The sequence below is a fragment of the Vibrio rumoiensis 1S-45 genome (genome assembly GCF_000286955.2).
Lineage (GTDB): Bacteria > Pseudomonadota > Gammaproteobacteria > Enterobacterales > Vibrionaceae > Vibrio > Vibrio rumoiensis_A.
The window spans coordinates 1-14,509 of sequence record NZ_AJYK02000007.1; the positions used below are offsets into that span (position 1 = coordinate 1).

The following is a 14,509-nucleotide window of genomic DNA, read 5'->3' on the forward strand; positions in this document are numbered from 1 at the left end:
ATCCGTCCCCCTCCACCATTATTATTAAAACCAGCTCATGTAGCTGGTTTTTTTTCGTCTAAAACTTGTTAAACCTCACACTTTCACTATTCAAAAAAACATTAAAATCAATGTAAAAAGACAATATATTGAAATATTGTATACATTTATTCTATTCATTGTTTTTCACGGTCATGTAACATTCGCTGCACCAATAAGATCCAATCTACTTTAAATACATAGACTTAAATATATGAATTCAGGCAATTCAATTACATAGAACTCATCCTATCTATTGGCACGCTTCTTGCAAGTTAGACCTAGGTTGCAGAAATGAACATGGTTAATTTACAAGATTCATTGTATTCAATATTGTTGTAATAATGTTAAACAACTTCTATACCTATATGACTGCAGAAAAATAACTATAAATATCACTGCTGATTAATCTCCGATTAGGAAGATCCATCGTTTTACCCTAATGGAATAGACAATAGTGGAATAGACAAATAAGGAAATGTCATGAAGCTTTTATACACGCTCAATCAACGTCCACCAGTTGGAACAACCTTACTGCTAGCTCTACAACACATGCTTGCTTCTATTGGGGGTATTGTTGCCGTTCCTCTTATTGTTGGTGCCTCCGTTGGTTTACCAGCATCAGAAATTGCTGATTTAATCAATGCTGCTCTATTAGTGGGTGGTATTGCGACAGTGATTCAATGTGTGGGTATTGGTCCTGTTGGTATCCGTCTTCCTGTTGTAATGGGTTCTAGCTTTGCGTTTCTTGGGGTAGCTATTTCCATCGGTAAAACCGACGGCATGAGCGGGATCATGGGCGCGGCTTTTGTCGGCTCATTCTTGGTGATTATCTGTAGCTTCTTTATGGAAAAAATCAAAAAACTCTTCCCAGATGTGGTGAGTGGTGTCGTTATTACCTTAATTGGTTTAACCATTCTTCCTGTTGCCATGAACTGGATTGGTGATGCCCCTAAAGGCAGCGAAGAATTTGCTACGTTACCAAAACTCTTTCTTGCTCTCGTTTCTCTCGGTATCGTGATTCTAGTCTCAGTGTATTGCAAAGGCGTGATTGCAGCCTCTGCCATTGTGATTGGTTTAGTCGGTGGTTATTTAGTTGCGCTCAGCATGGGCATGGTTAACTTAAATCAAATTTCTGAGGCATCTTGGGTAGGCAGCCCAACACCATTCAAATATGGAATGACGTTCTCATGGGGCGCCATCCTCAGTATGAGCTTGGCTTACATTATTGTGGTAGCCGAAGCCACTGGTGACTTCATGGCACTTGGCGCTAACTGCCAAAAAGAAGTGACTGGCAAAGATTTAAAACGTGGCGTACTTGGCGATGGTCTAGGCAGTACTTTATCTGCCATTATGACGGGCATGCCATTAGCTTCATTTAGTCAAAACGTAGGTATTGTTGGTATCACTGGTGTTGCGAGTCGTTATGTTGTAGCAGCAACCGGTGGTTTATTGATCATTGGTGGTTTATTTCCAAAACTGGCTGCTATTGCGGTTACCATTCCGAAACCGGTTCTTGGTGGTGTTGGCTTTATCATGTTCGGTATGATTGCCTACGCGGGTATCCGTATGTTAATTAAAGCGGCAGACACCAAACGTAATGCACTGATTATTTGTGTAAGTTTAGCGTCGGGCTTAGCAGTAACCGTAGAACCAAGATTAATTCAACATTTACCTCATGCGATTGGTAGTTTCTTCCACTCAGGTATCACTACCGGTACTTTGATTGCGGTTCTTTTAAACTTAATGTTGCCGCAAAACCGCAAAGAAGAAATCGCAATGAAGAGACAAGAAGCTATTGAAATGGCACGAGATGAAGAATGCAACTCTCAAGCTTTCAAAGTGATGGAGTCAAAGGCAACGATTTCAAAAGCCATTGCAACAATAGAAGCAATGCGTATTGAAGCATTAGAAGCCATGCAAGATGAGGCTGATTCAAATAAATCCGATTCTGAAAAAAAAACCAATGATAGCCAATCTAATTTAACACCAAATACAGCTATCAAATAAACTTAAGCCGAGATGATGGTTATTGTGATACTCGCAAAAATCATTACCTCGGCTTTTCAATTGATTTGTCAGATACCCTTGTTATACAAAGCTGGTATTAACTTCCATTAATACCTTGAACGTCTAGAGAAAATAATAAAGACCTACTCCCCTGCAACGGTTGCGTAGGCTAAGGAAACTTATGAATGTCATTCAACGTAAATAATCAAACCACATGGATTAAAAACCCATTAGCCATTTACACTGGCAGCACTCAAGATGCTCGTGGCGGCATTGTAATTCAAGGTAATACTATTCTTGAGCTCGTTGCGCTTAATGCAACGCCCTCCTATAAAATCGACACGGTTGTTGATGCGAGACAACACGTTGTCACACCTGGTTTAATCAATGCTCACCATCATTTTTATCAAACCTTAACTCGCGCCTATCCAGATGCCTTGAACAAAGAGCTATTTAACTGGTTAAAAACTTTATACCCAGTGTGGGCCGGTCTTGATGAAGAAATGCATGCCCTTTCTACTGAAGTCGCCTTAGTTGAAATGATGATGTCTGGCTGTACCACAGCTTCCGATCACCATTATTTGATCCCTGTTGGACTAGAACATGCGATTGATATTCAAGTTGAAGCCGCGAAAAATCTGGGCATTCGCGCCATTTTAACTCGAGGTTCAATGAGCTTAGGTGAAGATGAAGGCGGCCTGCCTCCTCGTCATACGATCCAAACCGAACAAACCATCATTGATGACAGTGTACGTCTTATTAAGACCTACCATGAGCGTGAAGATGGTGCGATGACTCAAATTGCACTCGCCCCTTGTTCGCCTTTCTCGGTCACGACCGATTTAATGAAAGAAACCTCACGCCTTGCCCATCAAGAAAACGTGATGATGCATACTCACCTTTGTGAAACCATTGATGAAGAAGAGTTCTGTTTGCAACGCTTTGGCTATCGCCCGGTCGATTACCTAGAAAATGTCGGTTGGTTGAATGATAAAACTTGGCTTGCTCACGGCATCCACTTCAATGATGAAGAAATTAAACGTTTAGGTGCAGCCGGAGTGGGTATCAGCCACTGTCCAACCTCAAACATGATGCTTGCTTCTGGAATTTGTCGAAACAATGAACTCGAAGCTGCTGGCGTAAAAGTCGGCTTAGGTGTCGATGGATCCGCCTCTAACGATGGTTCCAATATGATTGGTGAAGTGCGCATGGCGATGTATCTGCAACGCTTGCGTTACGGCTCTGCTAACGTCAGCCACACCGATGCACTACGTTGGGCAACCAAAGGTTCTGCCGCTGCAATGGGTCGCTCTGATATTGGTACTCTGGAAGTGGGTAAACAAGCGGATGTGTCGATGTTTACTCTCAATGACATTCGCTTTTCCGGTTCACACGATCCATTAGCAGCGCTCATCATGTGTGGTGCTCAACAAGCAGATCGCGTGATGATCAACGGTGTGTGGCGAGTCCATGATAGCCACGTTATTGGCTTGGATCTTGAAGATTTACTGATCCGACATCGTGCGGCGGCAAAGCGATTGGCTGAAAAAGCGATGAAACTGCGCTAAGAGTAACCCAAAACCCGTAAACTCAAATATCAATACAAGAAGTCGATCAAGTGAAGTGATCGGCTTTTTTTGTTCTTCAATTACTGATTACACACCATCTCGCCCATGCGTTGATTCTAAATCAAGATCGGGGCCTTTCGGTACCACTTGCGTTGGGTTAATCCCTTTATGGCTAAAGTAATAATGTCGCTTAATATGCTCAAAGCTAACCGTCTCTGCCACATTTCCAAATTGATATAGCTCTTTCATATAGCCTTGAAGGTGTGGGTAATCCGCAATCCGCTTTAAGTTACATTTAAAATGCCCAACATAGGCCGCATCAAAGCGAATGAGGGTGGTAAATAAACGCCAATCGGATTCTGTTAAGGTATCACCGACTAAGTATCTACTGGTGGCTAAATGTGCATCCACTTTATCAAGCGCAGCAAACAAATTATCAAACGCTTCTTCATAGGCTTCTTGCGTGGTGGCAAAGCCCGTTTTATACACACCATTATTAATATTCGGGTAGATAAATGCATTCCATTCATCAATGTCGTGGCGCAATTTTTCAGGGTAATAATTCGTATGATTGCCTGTTAAGTCATTAAATTCCGAATTCAACATGCGCAAAATTTCTGACGATTCATTACTCACAATGCTATTGGTTTTCTTATCCCACAAAACCGGGACCGTCACTCGCCCTGAATAATCGGCTTTTGCTTGAGTGTAAATTTGATGCATTTTGGTAAAGCCAAATAAAGGCTCGGGTGTGGAGAACTCCCAGCCATTATCAAGCATGTCGGGGCTTACTGCGGTGACATCAATATGCTGAGTTAGCCCTTTCAGTTCACGCATAATTAATGTGCGATGCGCCCACGGACACGCTAGGGATACATATAAGTGATAACGGTTCGATTCTGGTTGAAACGGTGCACCCGGTTTATTTTCCACCCAATTACGGAAACCTGCATCTTCACGCACAAATTTCCCACCGCTTGACTTGGTGTCATACCAAACATCATGCCATACGCCTTCGACTAACTTACCCATTACCTTCTCCTCTTATTCTTTATTAGATTCATTATGAAAGATAAGAAGCCTTGATACCGCCCTTCATAATCGTTGGTGTTGTTCAAATTTTTTGAATGATGACCCTAGCACAACAATCAAACCATAAGATGGCTGCTATGTTTCTTTCATTGGGTTTTGATTTCAAACAATAAAAGGTCACTTTTCTTTTCCAACTGTCCGATTATTGACTAAAATCAAATAACCAATCTTATTTTCCAATTTTTGCGATTGTGACAAAACATAGAAACACCTATCTTCAACACGAATTTATATAAACCCTTGTGATATAGACATTTTTATTAAAACAATCGGTTTCACAAATACATTAAGGTTAAATCATTATGATGAGTTTATTGTTTCTCGTTTTTCTAGTGGCCATGATCTGTGTGCTAACGAAGAAAAAGTCTTTTGCTTATGCGCTTTTTACCGTCGGGATGCTACTTAGCCTATTCTGGCTAAACCACCACGCGACCGATCCGCTTTCCATTCTTTTATAGGACTTAACATGACTCGTTCACATATTACCTTATTAAATATGCTTGGTTTGCTGGGTATGTCTGCCATTTTATTTATCGGCTTCGTTCTTCAATTTGCTTGGAATGAATTACCTTGCCCACTTTGCCTATTGCAACGTATTGGTTTTGTTATGGTGATGTTTGGTTTCATGCTTAATGTCGTTTTCGGCACGCAGCAGCGCCATTATGGTGTGGTTTTATTCGGTGCCATATTTGGTGCAGTTGCCGCCTTACGCCAAGTGTCATTGCACGTAATTCCAGGGACACCAGGCTACGGCAGCCCAATTTTAGGCATGCATTATTACACTTGGGCATTCGTATTGTTCATGGCTACCATCTTTGCCGTTGCTGTATTACTAACGCTATGGAATGACGAGTGGAGTGATAAAGGCTACCAAATGACAGGGATCGGACGTGCTGTGTGTGTTATCGCGGTGGTCGTAGTCGGTTTGAATTTTGTGTCTACTTTCGCAGAATGTGGCCCTTACCAATGCCCAGATAACCCGGTGAGCTACTGGTTAATGAACCTATAAGTTATCTGAATTATCCCGGGTGTCTTTTCTTAATAAGCACCCGGTTTTTGTTACCCTCTCAACGTTAATTTATTCGCCATTTTTTCATCATATTACTTTCACTCTGCTTTGCTCTTCACAATGGAAAGTGACTCGCTTTTTCAACCATGTTAGAGTCCGCCTCATTCTACTCATGTCTTTAGACTCAATTTATAATGAAAACACCTTGTATTGCCGCGTGTAAAAACAATGGCGGGATCTGCTCTGGTTGCCACCGCACTATGGATGAAATTTTAAACTGGCGTCACATGGATGATGCTAAACGAGACAGTATTATGGATAGGCTATCGGGCACTGAAACGACACACAACTGCCCAGAATGTGGCTCTGATAGCCACTGTGATATTGCAGCAGGCAAAACAACTTGTTGGTGTTTTCATGTTGAAGAGCGAGAAGTAACACAAAAATATGACACCTGTTTGTGTCGACAATGCTTAGAAAAGAAAATGGTTGTTTAATTACATCTAGCCTCACTCAACGCCCATTCCACACCCTGTTTGGCGTGTATTTCCGTTGTGTCATATAAGGGTACAGATGTATCACTTTGCTGGACTAATAACGCAATTTCAGTACAGCCTAAAATGACCGCTTGAGCCCCTTGTTCTGCCAGTTTTTGAATAATAGCCAGATACTTCTCTTTTGAATTAAGCGTTATTTCACCTTGGCAAAGCTCGTTATAGATAATGTCGTGAACAATGGTTTGATCATCGCGATTAGGCACCACAACGTCGATACCAAATTTTTCGGTGATTCTACCTTTATAGAAATCTTGTTCCATCGTAAAGCGAGTGCCAAGCAGCCCAACTTTAGTGATCTTGCCTGCCATCAAACTCTTTGCAGTGGCATCGGCAATGTGCAGTATCGGAATAGAAATTTGAGCTTCAATTTCTGGTACGACTTTATGCATGGTGTTGGTGGCGATCATCAAAAAATCCGCACCACCCGCTGCGACGGATTTCGCCGCTTGCGATAAAATCTCGGCCGTTTCATCCCACTTACCTTGATGCTGCAACATTTCAATTTCAGCAAAATCCACGCTATACAAACAAATCTTTGCTGAATGCAAACCACCCAGTTGCGACTTCACACCCTCATTGAGCGCTTTATAGTAACTCACTGTGGATTCCCAACTCATTCCACCTAGTAATCCAATTGTTTTCATAGGAGTCCTTAACGAGATCTACCCGAAGATAATTTATTTGATAAGCTCATTTTCACCACGGGCCATTCCGTGTTAATGATTGAGAATACAACCGTATCACGATACACCCCATCCGCCATTTTTTTGTGATTACGCAAAACGCCGTCTTGCTTTGCGCCTAAACGTGCGATTGCCGTTCGTGATGCTTGGTTATGCCAATGGGTTCTAAACTCAACAGCAATGGCATTTAATACTTCGAATGCGTGAGTTAAAAGCAATTGCTTACATTCTGTATTGACGGCAGAACGTTGGTAGCTTTTTGCATACCAAGTATGACCAATTTCCACTCTTTGATTTTTTACATCAGCATTGCAAAAACGCGTCGAGCCAATGACTTTATTGGTGCTTTTATCCAGCACGGTAAATGCTAACGATGCACCGCGCTCTTGCTCTTGAAAAGCAAAAGCCAAATAAGCCTCGACCGTTTCGGCATTTGGAACCGACGTATACCACAGCTCCCATAAACGCCCATCACTGGCGGCAGCAACTAGATCATCTGCATGTTCTCTTTTCAACGGAATTAATTTGACGGTCTTCGATTCCAATTCAATTTCTTTAAGCCACATAGTTTATCCTTTTGTAAATATTTAAATTCCGTAGTCTCGCTCAACTTTCGATATTCTAGTTTTGAAAGAGGAATACCATTTTTCATGCCCCTGTTTTTGCGCTTCTCGATGTTCAAGATTCGCTTTCCAATTCTTTATCGATTCGAGATCTTGCCAGTAGGAAACTGTTATACCTACATTTTCTCTGGCCGATTCAATCCCAATAAATCCGGGTTGCTGTGAGGCGAGCTCCAACATTCTGTCTGCCATCTTGCCATAGCCATTATCTCCATCAGTACGGTGTGAAGTAAAAATGACTGCGTAATATGGCGGCTTTGGCGTGTTAACAATGAACGACATTTTAATTTCCTCTTAAGCCCCTAACAGAGGCAAATGTTTAACTCTTTTATAGTTAAGTGATAACTCAAGACATTGCCTAATCACGGAGATTGGAAGTGGTGAATTCACATTTAATACAATGGCACGATTGCCTTGAAATTCAAGAACATCAGAATGTAATTCTCGGAAGGTATCAATAAGTTTGGTTTTGCAGTTGAAGAAAATGAAATATTGATCTGGGGATTTCGGCTTCCAATCGATGCGAACGGTACTGCCCGTTTTAACCAAATAGCTTGGTTCACCCCATTTAAGGGTCTCCTCAATATCGCCTAAATTTTGTTCTGCGGCAATGTCAAAAATTAAGGCTCTGATGGCGAACAATAACGGCTGAATTGGTTCAGGGTAGAGATTGAATTTGAGTTGAACATTGGATTCCATTTGCAGTTTCTCCTTGTATGCTCCTAAATATGACTCAAAGTGTCTTCTCCATCAATATCAGATCCCAAGGCTTACCACCAAATGAACGTGTCCCAACTTCTTCAGAAACGATCCATTCCATCAGTTGTTTTGCATCTTTAAAATTAAATGGTTTAAGGATCATATCGCGATGAACACTCATGTAGAATTCAAAAAAAAGCAGCACTTAAATAAAGTACTGCTTTTAAAAACATTATGCGAGCTTTGATGAATTAATCCACCAGCAAACACGCAACTGCATGCACATCCGAACCTTTTAGTTTCGGTTTCTGCTCGGCACACTGCGCAGTGGCAATGGGGCAACGAGTTCGGAACACACAACCCGATGGTGGATTGATTGGTGACGGTAAATCCCCTTCCAACATTTGGATTTTCTTGGCGCGCTCTTTTCTTGGGTCAGGAATGGGCACAGCCGACATCAAGGCTTTGGTGTAAGGATGCTTAGGGTTGGCAAACAAGGCATCGGACTCACCCATTTCAACCGCATTTCCAAGGTACATCACCAAGACACGGTCTGAAATGTGTTTCACCACCGATAAGTCATGCGCAATGAAGACCAAGCTTAAACCTAGCTCATTTTGCAACTCTTTCAGTAAGTTCACCACTTGCGCTTGAATCGACACATCGAGTGCGGAAACCGGCTCATCACAGATGATCATTTTTGGATTTAAAATCAACGCACGAGCGATCCCGATACGTTGACACTGTCCACCAGAAAACTCATGTGGATAACGGTTGATTACGTTTGGCAGTAAACCTACCTTGTCCATCATGGCTTTGACTTTGGCTTTGACTTCCGCTTTTGACAGCTTAGGGTAAAAGGTGATCAAAGGTTCGGCAATGATATCACCGACACTCATGCGCGGGTTTAATGATGCCAATGGATCTTGGAAAATCATTTGAATTTCTTTGCGTTTCTCGCGCTTTTGTACCGCTTGCATGCGAGTTAAGTCTTGGCCTAACCACAATACTTCGCCTTCAGTGGCTTCCACTAAGCCTACAATCGCACGCGCAAAGGTTGATTTACCACAACCCGATTCGCCCACCACGCCCAAAGTTTCACCTTCATATAAGCGTGCATTAACGCCATCTACTGCTTTTAGTTTCGATGGCTTCGCCCACGGCCACGCCGATTTTGCCGCGATGTTGAAATGTACTTTTAAATCTTTAATATCCAGCAGTAATTCTTTGCCTACAGTGCTGGATTGTGGCGCATCTGCGGTTCGCTCTGCGCTGTCTTTAAGTAGTGTTGAGTCAGTCATTATTTCCAGCCCTCCCAATCAGAAAAACAAGCACGATGACGGTCTTCTCCAAATGGAAGAAGTTGTGGTGCTTCACGGCTACAACGCTCGGTTACGCGATGACAGCGCTCTTGATAAGGACAACCCGGCGGTAAACGTAATAAGTTGGGTGGATTACCCGGAATCGTCGGCAATACATCACCTTTTGAATCTAAACGCGGGATCGCACGTAACAAGCCTTCTGAATATGGATGGCTTGGATTGTAGAAGATCTCATCGACTGTACCGTATTCCATGGTACGGCCTGCGTACATCACTAAGACTTTTTCACATGAGCCCGCCACCACGCCTAAATCGTGAGTGATCATAATGATTGCAGTATTGAACTCGTCTTTTAATTCATTCAATAAATCCATGATCTGCGCTTGAACGGTGACATCCAGCGCGGTCGTTGGTTCATCGGCAATCAGCAATTTCGGGCGGCACAACAAGGCCATCGCAATCATCACACGTTGACGCATGCCACCTGAAAATTCATGTGGATACATGGTAATACGCTTACGTGCTTCAGGGATTTTTACCGCTTCTAGCATGCGTACCGATTCTTCAAATGCCTCGTCTTTCCCCATGCCTTTGTGCAGCATCAATACTTCCATCAACTGATCGCTGACTTTCATATAGGGGTTAAGTGAGGTCATCGGGTCTTGGAAAATCATTGCGATTTGTTCGGCGCGAATGGTGTTCAGCTCTTTTTCTGGCAAGTTAAGGATCTCTTTGCCTTCAAACTTTGCACTGCCCGTAATAATGCCATTTTTTGCCAATAGACCCATAATGGCGAATACGGTTTGCGACTTACCCGAGCCAGACTCCCCCACGATACCTAAAGTTTCACCTTGTTTGAGTGAGAAGCTCAAATCATTCACGGCCGTTACCATGCCATCTTGGGTTTTGAATTCAACCCGTAAATCTTTTACATCTAATAAATTGCTCATCATCTTTCCTTAAATTCTATTTGGCAGGGTTGCTTAACGGTCTTTTGGATCAAGCGCATCACGCAAGCCATCACCGACATAGTTAAAGCAAAACAGCGTTACCACCATGAATGCCGCAGGGAAACCAAGTTGCCAAATCGCAATCTCCATGGTTTGTGCGCCTTCTTGCAGTAATGCTCCCCAACTGGTCATTGGCTCTTGAACCCCTAGACCTAGGAAAGATAAGAAAGATTCAGTCAAAATCATGCTTGGGATTAATAACGTAGAATACACCGCCACAATACCTAACACGTTTGGCACAATGTGACGGGTAATGATTTTCCAGTTACTCACACCACACACATACGCCGCTTCAATAAATTCTTTGTTACGTAAGCTCAGCGTTTGACCACGCACAATACGCGCCATGTCCAGCCAAGCAATCGCCCCTATCGCCACGAATATCAAAATAATATTACGACCGAAAAAGGTTACCAATACGATCACCAAGAACATGAAAGGTACCGCGTATAAGATCTCAAGAATACGCATCATGACACGGTCGACTTTACCGCCGATGAAGCCAGAAGCCGCACCGTAAAGCGTACCAATTAAGACCGCAACAAACGCCCCTAAAATGCCCACCATTAATGAGATACGTCCGCCGATAAGCGTACGAACATACAGATCACGACCTAAACTGTCGGTACCAAATACATGCTCGGCAGAAGGAGCGGCTTGTAAGGCGTACCAATCGGTGTCGTCATAGGCATGTTGAGCAAACATCGGCAAAAAGATTACGGCTAATGTAATTAAGATAAGAATAACCAAACTCACCATTGCCGCTTTGTTACGCATAAAACGAATACGGGCGTCTTGCCACAAACTGCGGCCTTCAATTTCTAAGTTCTCAGAGAACTTTTCGATCGCTTCTAAATTTTGTTGTTTATTTAACATATCGTCAGCCTCCCTGATTAGTAACGGATTTTCGGATCAATGTAAGCCAACAATACGTCAACAATGGCATTGAATAGAATGAACAAGAAACCAATTAAAATCGTAATGCCCATCACCAACGAGTAATCTCGGTTAAACGCAGCATTGACGAACAGCTTACCAATACCCGGTAGGCCAAAAATGGTTTCGATCACCACCGAACCGGTAATAATCCCAACAAATGCCGGCCCCATGTAAGACACAACAGGAAGCAAAGCTGGTTTTAAGGCATGTTTTAAAATGATATAGCGATAACTTAACCCTTTGGCACGGGCAGTCCGAATAAAGTTGCTGTTTAAGGTTTCAATCATGCTGCCACGAGTAATACGGGCAAACGTCGCCACATAAAGCAGTGACATACCGATCATTGGCAGGAACATATAAAAGAAACCACCATCTTTCCAACCACCCGCAGGGAACCAGCCTAAGTTAATCGAAAAAATATAAATCAACACCGGTGCAAGCACAAAAGATGGCATCACCACCCCGAGCATTGCGGTCGACATAATGGTGTAATCAACCCAAGTGTTTTGCCGCAATGCTGCAATAGTGCCAACCGTCACCCCAAGTATCAGCGTGAAGATAAAAGCAAAAAAACCGACTTTGGCCGAAACTGGCAAGGCGGCGTACACCAATTCATTCACGGTATAATCTTGGTATTTAAACGAAGGACCAAAATCCCCTTGAAGGATATTGGTTAAATAAGTGGTGTACTGCGTGAGTACTGGCTGATCTAAGCCATACTTCGCATTGATGTTTGCCATCACTTCAGGTGGTAACGGGCGTTCACTTGAAAATGGGTTACCTGGAGCAAAACGCATCAAGAAGAAAGACACTGTGATCAATACCAGCATTGTTGGTATTGCCTCAAGCAGTCTTTTTAAAATAAATTTAAACATAAGTATAACTTCCAGTTGTGACTGATAAATGTTGAGAGTGCCCAAATGGGCAAGCATTCCCTGTTTTATTTTTTATGTTGTTATTATTTTTATATTTCGTACTAAAGTTGTCGATTTTTCGTAGGGATAAGTATTCAGTTATTGAAAATTGATTCACGATTATCTTCAAGCATAGGAGCTGTCTCACTTTGCTTAAACATTACTATAAACATGGTTATTAAATACTGACACAATATCAACATAAAATACCAAATATTCGTATAAATTAAGTGTAAACCGTTAACTTTAATGAAAAACGCATACAAGTCTTAATATGCCGTAACCATTTTTATGGCAACAAAAATAGGTTCTGCACGTCACCGTACAGAACCTAGTTTAAGTATTAAATTACTTAGCAATCATATAAAGATCTTTACTGTAGATTTTATCTTCTGCGTTGTTTTTCGGGAATCCACCAACTTGTGGTGATACAAGGCGAGCTTTTACATATTGGAAAATTGGTGCAATCGGCATATCACGAGCGAGTAGTTTTTCAGCTTCTGCATACAAATCTGCACGCTCTTTATCGCTGGTTGAATTTAATGCTTTTTCCATTACCGCATCGTATTCTTTGCTGTGATAACGAGGATCGTTTGAGCTGTTATTCGATTGCATTAATGACAAGAAAGCCGATGCTTCATTGTAATCACCACACCAACCGGCACGCGTCACTTCAAAATTACCTTGACGACGAGTATCTAGGTACGTTTTCCATTCTTGATTTTCCAAAGTTACATCTACACCTAATGATTTTTTCCACATAGATGCAATCGCAATCGCATTCTTTTTATGGTTATCACTGGTGTTATAAAGCAGAGTAAATTTCAGAGGATTCGATTTATTATAACCGGCCTCTTCTAACAGTTCTTTTGCTTTAGCGATACGCTCTTTTTGTGTCCAAGTACCATATTCAGGCATAGTTGGATTGAAATCAGCCACGATTTCAGGGGTTAAGGTATAAGCGGGCTTTTGACCTTGACCAAGTAAAATACGTGTAATCACATCACGATCAATGGTGTAAGAAAGCGCTTTGCGGACTCGCACATCATTAAACGGTGCTTTTTGGTTATTGAAGCCATAATAGTAAGAACATAAGTTACCAACGACCATGACATCTTCTGGGTGCTCTTTGGTTAAACGCTTGAACTGTTCATTAGGCAGTTCATACGTCATATCTAACTCACCAGAAAGGAAACGGTTCATTTCAGCATTTTGACTTTCAATCGGTAAATAAGTCACTTTATTGATGACTGTATCTTTGTCATCCCAATATTGCTTATTACGAACCAGCACCATGCGCTCATTCAATACCCATTTATCAAGAACGTAAGCACCATTACTGACAAAATTCTCAGGCTTGGTCCATTGATCACCAAACTTCTCGATCACTTTTTTGTTTACTGGCTTAACTGTAGTGTGTCCCATCATTTTCACAAAATAAGGTACCGCCGACTCCAATGAAACTTCAAGCGTATTAGCATCAATCGCTTTTACACCAAGAGTAGATTTATCCGCTTTACCACTGACAATTTGCGCGGCGTTTTTCATGGTAGTCATTTCTAAATACCATGCATAAGGAGAAGCGGTAGCCGGATCAACAGCACGTTGGAAGGTAAACACGAAATCATCGGCAGTCACCGGATCGCCATTTGACCATTTGGCATCTTTGCGTAAGTGAAAAATGAAAGTTTTGTTGTCTTTGGTTTCCCAGCTTTCTGCCACACCAGGAACCACATTGCCATCAGCATCTTGGTTAACTAACCCTTCAAATAAATCACGAATAACATTCGACTCTGGTACACCTTCGGTTTTTTGAGGATCAATAGAAGCAACTTCAGCACCGTTACCTTTTACTAATTCTTGCTTATCGGCAAGTTTGGTACCAGCAGGAACTTGTGCGGCAAACGAAGGAAGAGAAGCGGTAGCAAAAGCTAAGCCCGCACCAAGAAGAAGAACCTGAGTGATTTTATTTTTACGCATAAAGTGTTAACTCCAAATTTTAAATAATTGCATCCGTGACATTTTTATATCGCTTCTCAGTCAAAGTAACTGATCGTAATAGTTT

At 42.0% G+C, this 14,509-nt stretch carries 16 protein-coding genes; 5 read left to right on the plus strand and 11 right to left on the minus strand.

The annotated features are described in order from the left end of the window. Window positions 1–501 precede the first annotated feature (501 nt). A complete protein-coding gene (locus tag A1QC_RS01155; RefSeq protein WP_017024690.1) occupies window positions 502–2,028 on the plus strand; it encodes a nucleobase:cation symporter-2 family protein in 1,527 nt (508 codons plus the stop codon). A gap of 185 nt (window positions 2,029–2,213) precedes the next feature. After that, window positions 2,214–3,596 (plus strand): 8-oxoguanine deaminase, encoded by a 1,383-nt coding sequence (locus A1QC_RS01160; protein WP_017024691.1) that lies wholly within the window; start codon window positions 2,214–2,216, stop codon window positions 3,594–3,596. Window positions 3,597–3,683: 87 nt separating this feature from the next. On the opposite strand, the gene A1QC_RS01165 is transcribed toward A1QC_RS01160, so the two are convergent. Beyond that, window positions 3,684–4,628 carry a glutathione S-transferase family protein gene (locus A1QC_RS01165; protein WP_017024692.1) on the minus strand — a complete coding sequence of 315 codons (945 nt, stop codon included), beginning with the start codon at window positions 4,626–4,628 and terminating at the stop codon, window positions 3,684–3,686. Between the two features lie 362 nt (window positions 4,629–4,990). On the opposite strand from A1QC_RS01165, the gene A1QC_RS15590 reads away from it, so the two are divergent. The 3 genes from A1QC_RS15590 (at window position 4,991) to A1QC_RS01175 (ending at window position 6,194) form a co-directional block, all read left to right on the plus strand. Further along, window positions 4,991–5,146: a DUF5993 family protein gene (locus A1QC_RS15590; RefSeq protein WP_026025765.1), complete on the plus strand. Its 156-nt coding sequence runs from the start codon at window positions 4,991–4,993 to the stop codon at window positions 5,144–5,146. Between the two features lie 8 nt (window positions 5,147–5,154). After that, complete coding sequence (locus A1QC_RS01170; protein ID WP_017024693.1) at window positions 5,155–5,697, plus strand: disulfide bond formation protein B; 543 nt, start codon at window positions 5,155–5,157, stop codon at window positions 5,695–5,697. A 194-nt stretch (window positions 5,698–5,891) separates the two neighbouring features. Continuing rightward, window positions 5,892–6,194: a cysteine-rich CWC family protein gene (locus A1QC_RS01175; RefSeq protein ID WP_026025766.1), complete on the plus strand. Its 303-nt coding sequence runs from the start codon at window positions 5,892–5,894 to the stop codon at window positions 6,192–6,194. On the opposite strand, the gene A1QC_RS01180 is transcribed toward A1QC_RS01175, so the two are convergent. From A1QC_RS01180 to A1QC_RS01220, 10 genes are all read right to left on the minus strand, one after another. Further along, on the minus strand, window positions 6,191–6,898 hold the full coding sequence (locus A1QC_RS01180; RefSeq protein ID WP_017024695.1) for an aspartate/glutamate racemase family protein: 708 nt from the start codon (window positions 6,896–6,898) through the stop codon (window positions 6,191–6,193). The genes A1QC_RS01175 and A1QC_RS01180 overlap by 4 nt on opposite strands. Before the next feature lie 8 nt (window positions 6,899–6,906). After that, window positions 6,907–7,503, minus strand: coding sequence for a GNAT family N-acetyltransferase (locus A1QC_RS01185; RefSeq protein ID WP_017024696.1), 597 nt, complete (start codon window positions 7,501–7,503; stop codon window positions 6,907–6,909). A 21-nt stretch (window positions 7,504–7,524) separates the two neighbouring features. Beyond that, the gene (locus A1QC_RS01190) at window positions 7,525–7,842 is read right to left on the minus strand and encodes an antibiotic biosynthesis monooxygenase family protein (RefSeq protein WP_017024697.1); all 318 of its coding nucleotides are present in this window, start codon (window positions 7,840–7,842) and stop codon (window positions 7,525–7,527) included. Window positions 7,843–7,854: 12 nt separating this feature from the next. Further along, window positions 7,855–8,259, minus strand: coding sequence for a DUF1801 domain-containing protein (locus A1QC_RS01195; RefSeq protein ID WP_017024698.1), 405 nt, complete (start codon window positions 8,257–8,259; stop codon window positions 7,855–7,857). Window positions 8,260–8,293: 34 nt separating this feature from the next. After that, window positions 8,294–8,440 carry a hypothetical protein gene (locus A1QC_RS15495; protein WP_017024699.1) on the minus strand — a complete coding sequence of 49 codons (147 nt, stop codon included), beginning with the start codon at window positions 8,438–8,440 and terminating at the stop codon, window positions 8,294–8,296. A gap of 70 nt (window positions 8,441–8,510) precedes the next feature. Continuing rightward, window positions 8,511–9,560 (minus strand): murein tripeptide/oligopeptide ABC transporter ATP binding protein OppF, encoded by a 1,050-nt coding sequence (oppF, locus tag A1QC_RS01200; RefSeq protein WP_017024700.1) that lies wholly within the window; start codon window positions 9,558–9,560, stop codon window positions 8,511–8,513. After that, on the minus strand, window positions 9,560–10,531 hold the full coding sequence (locus tag A1QC_RS01205; protein WP_017024701.1) for an ABC transporter ATP-binding protein: 972 nt from the start codon (window positions 10,529–10,531) through the stop codon (window positions 9,560–9,562). Before A1QC_RS01205 ends, oppF begins: the two co-directional genes overlap by 1 nt. A 33-nt stretch (window positions 10,532–10,564) precedes the next feature. Beyond that, window positions 10,565–11,467, minus strand: coding sequence for an oligopeptide ABC transporter permease OppC (oppC, locus tag A1QC_RS01210; protein ID WP_017024702.1), 903 nt, complete (start codon window positions 11,465–11,467; stop codon window positions 10,565–10,567). A 17-nt stretch (window positions 11,468–11,484) separates the two neighbouring features. Further along, window positions 11,485–12,405 (minus strand): oligopeptide ABC transporter permease OppB, encoded by a 921-nt coding sequence (oppB, locus tag A1QC_RS01215; protein WP_017024703.1) that lies wholly within the window; start codon window positions 12,403–12,405, stop codon window positions 11,485–11,487. A gap of 387 nt (window positions 12,406–12,792) precedes the next feature. Further along, a complete protein-coding gene (locus A1QC_RS01220; protein WP_017024704.1) occupies window positions 12,793–14,424 on the minus strand; it encodes an ABC transporter substrate-binding protein in 1,632 nt (543 codons plus the stop codon). Between the last annotated feature and the right edge of the window lie 85 nt (window positions 14,425–14,509).

What these genes read in the sequence shown, in the direction of transcription:
- A1QC_RS01155 (WP_017024690.1), top strand. Translation starts at nt 502, where the DNA reads ATGAAGCTTTTATACACGCTCAATCAACGTCCACCAGTTGGAACAACC.
- A1QC_RS01160 (WP_017024691.1), top strand. Translation starts at nt 2,214, where the DNA reads ATGTCATTCAACGTAAATAATCAAACCACATGGATTAAAAACCCATTA.
- A1QC_RS01165 (WP_017024692.1), bottom strand. Translation starts at nt 4,628, where the DNA reads ATGGGTAAGTTAGTCGAAGGCGTATGGCATGATGTTTGGTATGACACC.
- A1QC_RS15590 (WP_026025765.1), top strand. Translation starts at nt 4,991, where the DNA reads ATGATGAGTTTATTGTTTCTCGTTTTTCTAGTGGCCATGATCTGTGTG.
- A1QC_RS01170 (WP_017024693.1), top strand. Translation starts at nt 5,155, where the DNA reads ATGACTCGTTCACATATTACCTTATTAAATATGCTTGGTTTGCTGGGT.
- A1QC_RS01175 (WP_026025766.1), top strand. Translation starts at nt 5,892, where the DNA reads ATGAAAACACCTTGTATTGCCGCGTGTAAAAACAATGGCGGGATCTGC.
- A1QC_RS01180 (WP_017024695.1), bottom strand. Translation starts at nt 6,898, where the DNA reads ATGAAAACAATTGGATTACTAGGTGGAATGAGTTGGGAATCCACAGTG.
- A1QC_RS01185 (WP_017024696.1), bottom strand. Translation starts at nt 7,503, where the DNA reads ATGTGGCTTAAAGAAATTGAATTGGAATCGAAGACCGTCAAATTAATT.
- A1QC_RS01190 (WP_017024697.1), bottom strand. Translation starts at nt 7,842, where the DNA reads ATGTCGTTCATTGTTAACACGCCAAAGCCGCCATATTACGCAGTCATT.
- A1QC_RS01195 (WP_017024698.1), bottom strand. Translation starts at nt 8,259, where the DNA reads ATGGAATCCAATGTTCAACTCAAATTCAATCTCTACCCTGAACCAATT.
- A1QC_RS15495 (WP_017024699.1), bottom strand. Translation starts at nt 8,440, where the DNA reads ATGAGTGTTCATCGCGATATGATCCTTAAACCATTTAATTTTAAAGAT.
- oppF (WP_017024700.1), bottom strand. Translation starts at nt 9,560, where the DNA reads ATGACTGACTCAACACTACTTAAAGACAGCGCAGAGCGAACCGCAGAT.
- A1QC_RS01205 (WP_017024701.1), bottom strand. Translation starts at nt 10,531, where the DNA reads ATGAGCAATTTATTAGATGTAAAAGATTTACGGGTTGAATTCAAAACC.
- oppC (WP_017024702.1), bottom strand. Translation starts at nt 11,467, where the DNA reads ATGTTAAATAAACAACAAAATTTAGAAGCGATCGAAAAGTTCTCTGAG.
- oppB (WP_017024703.1), bottom strand. Translation starts at nt 12,405, where the DNA reads ATGTTTAAATTTATTTTAAAAAGACTGCTTGAGGCAATACCAACAATG.
- A1QC_RS01220 (WP_017024704.1), bottom strand. Translation starts at nt 14,424, where the DNA reads ATGCGTAAAAATAAAATCACTCAGGTTCTTCTTCTTGGTGCGGGCTTA.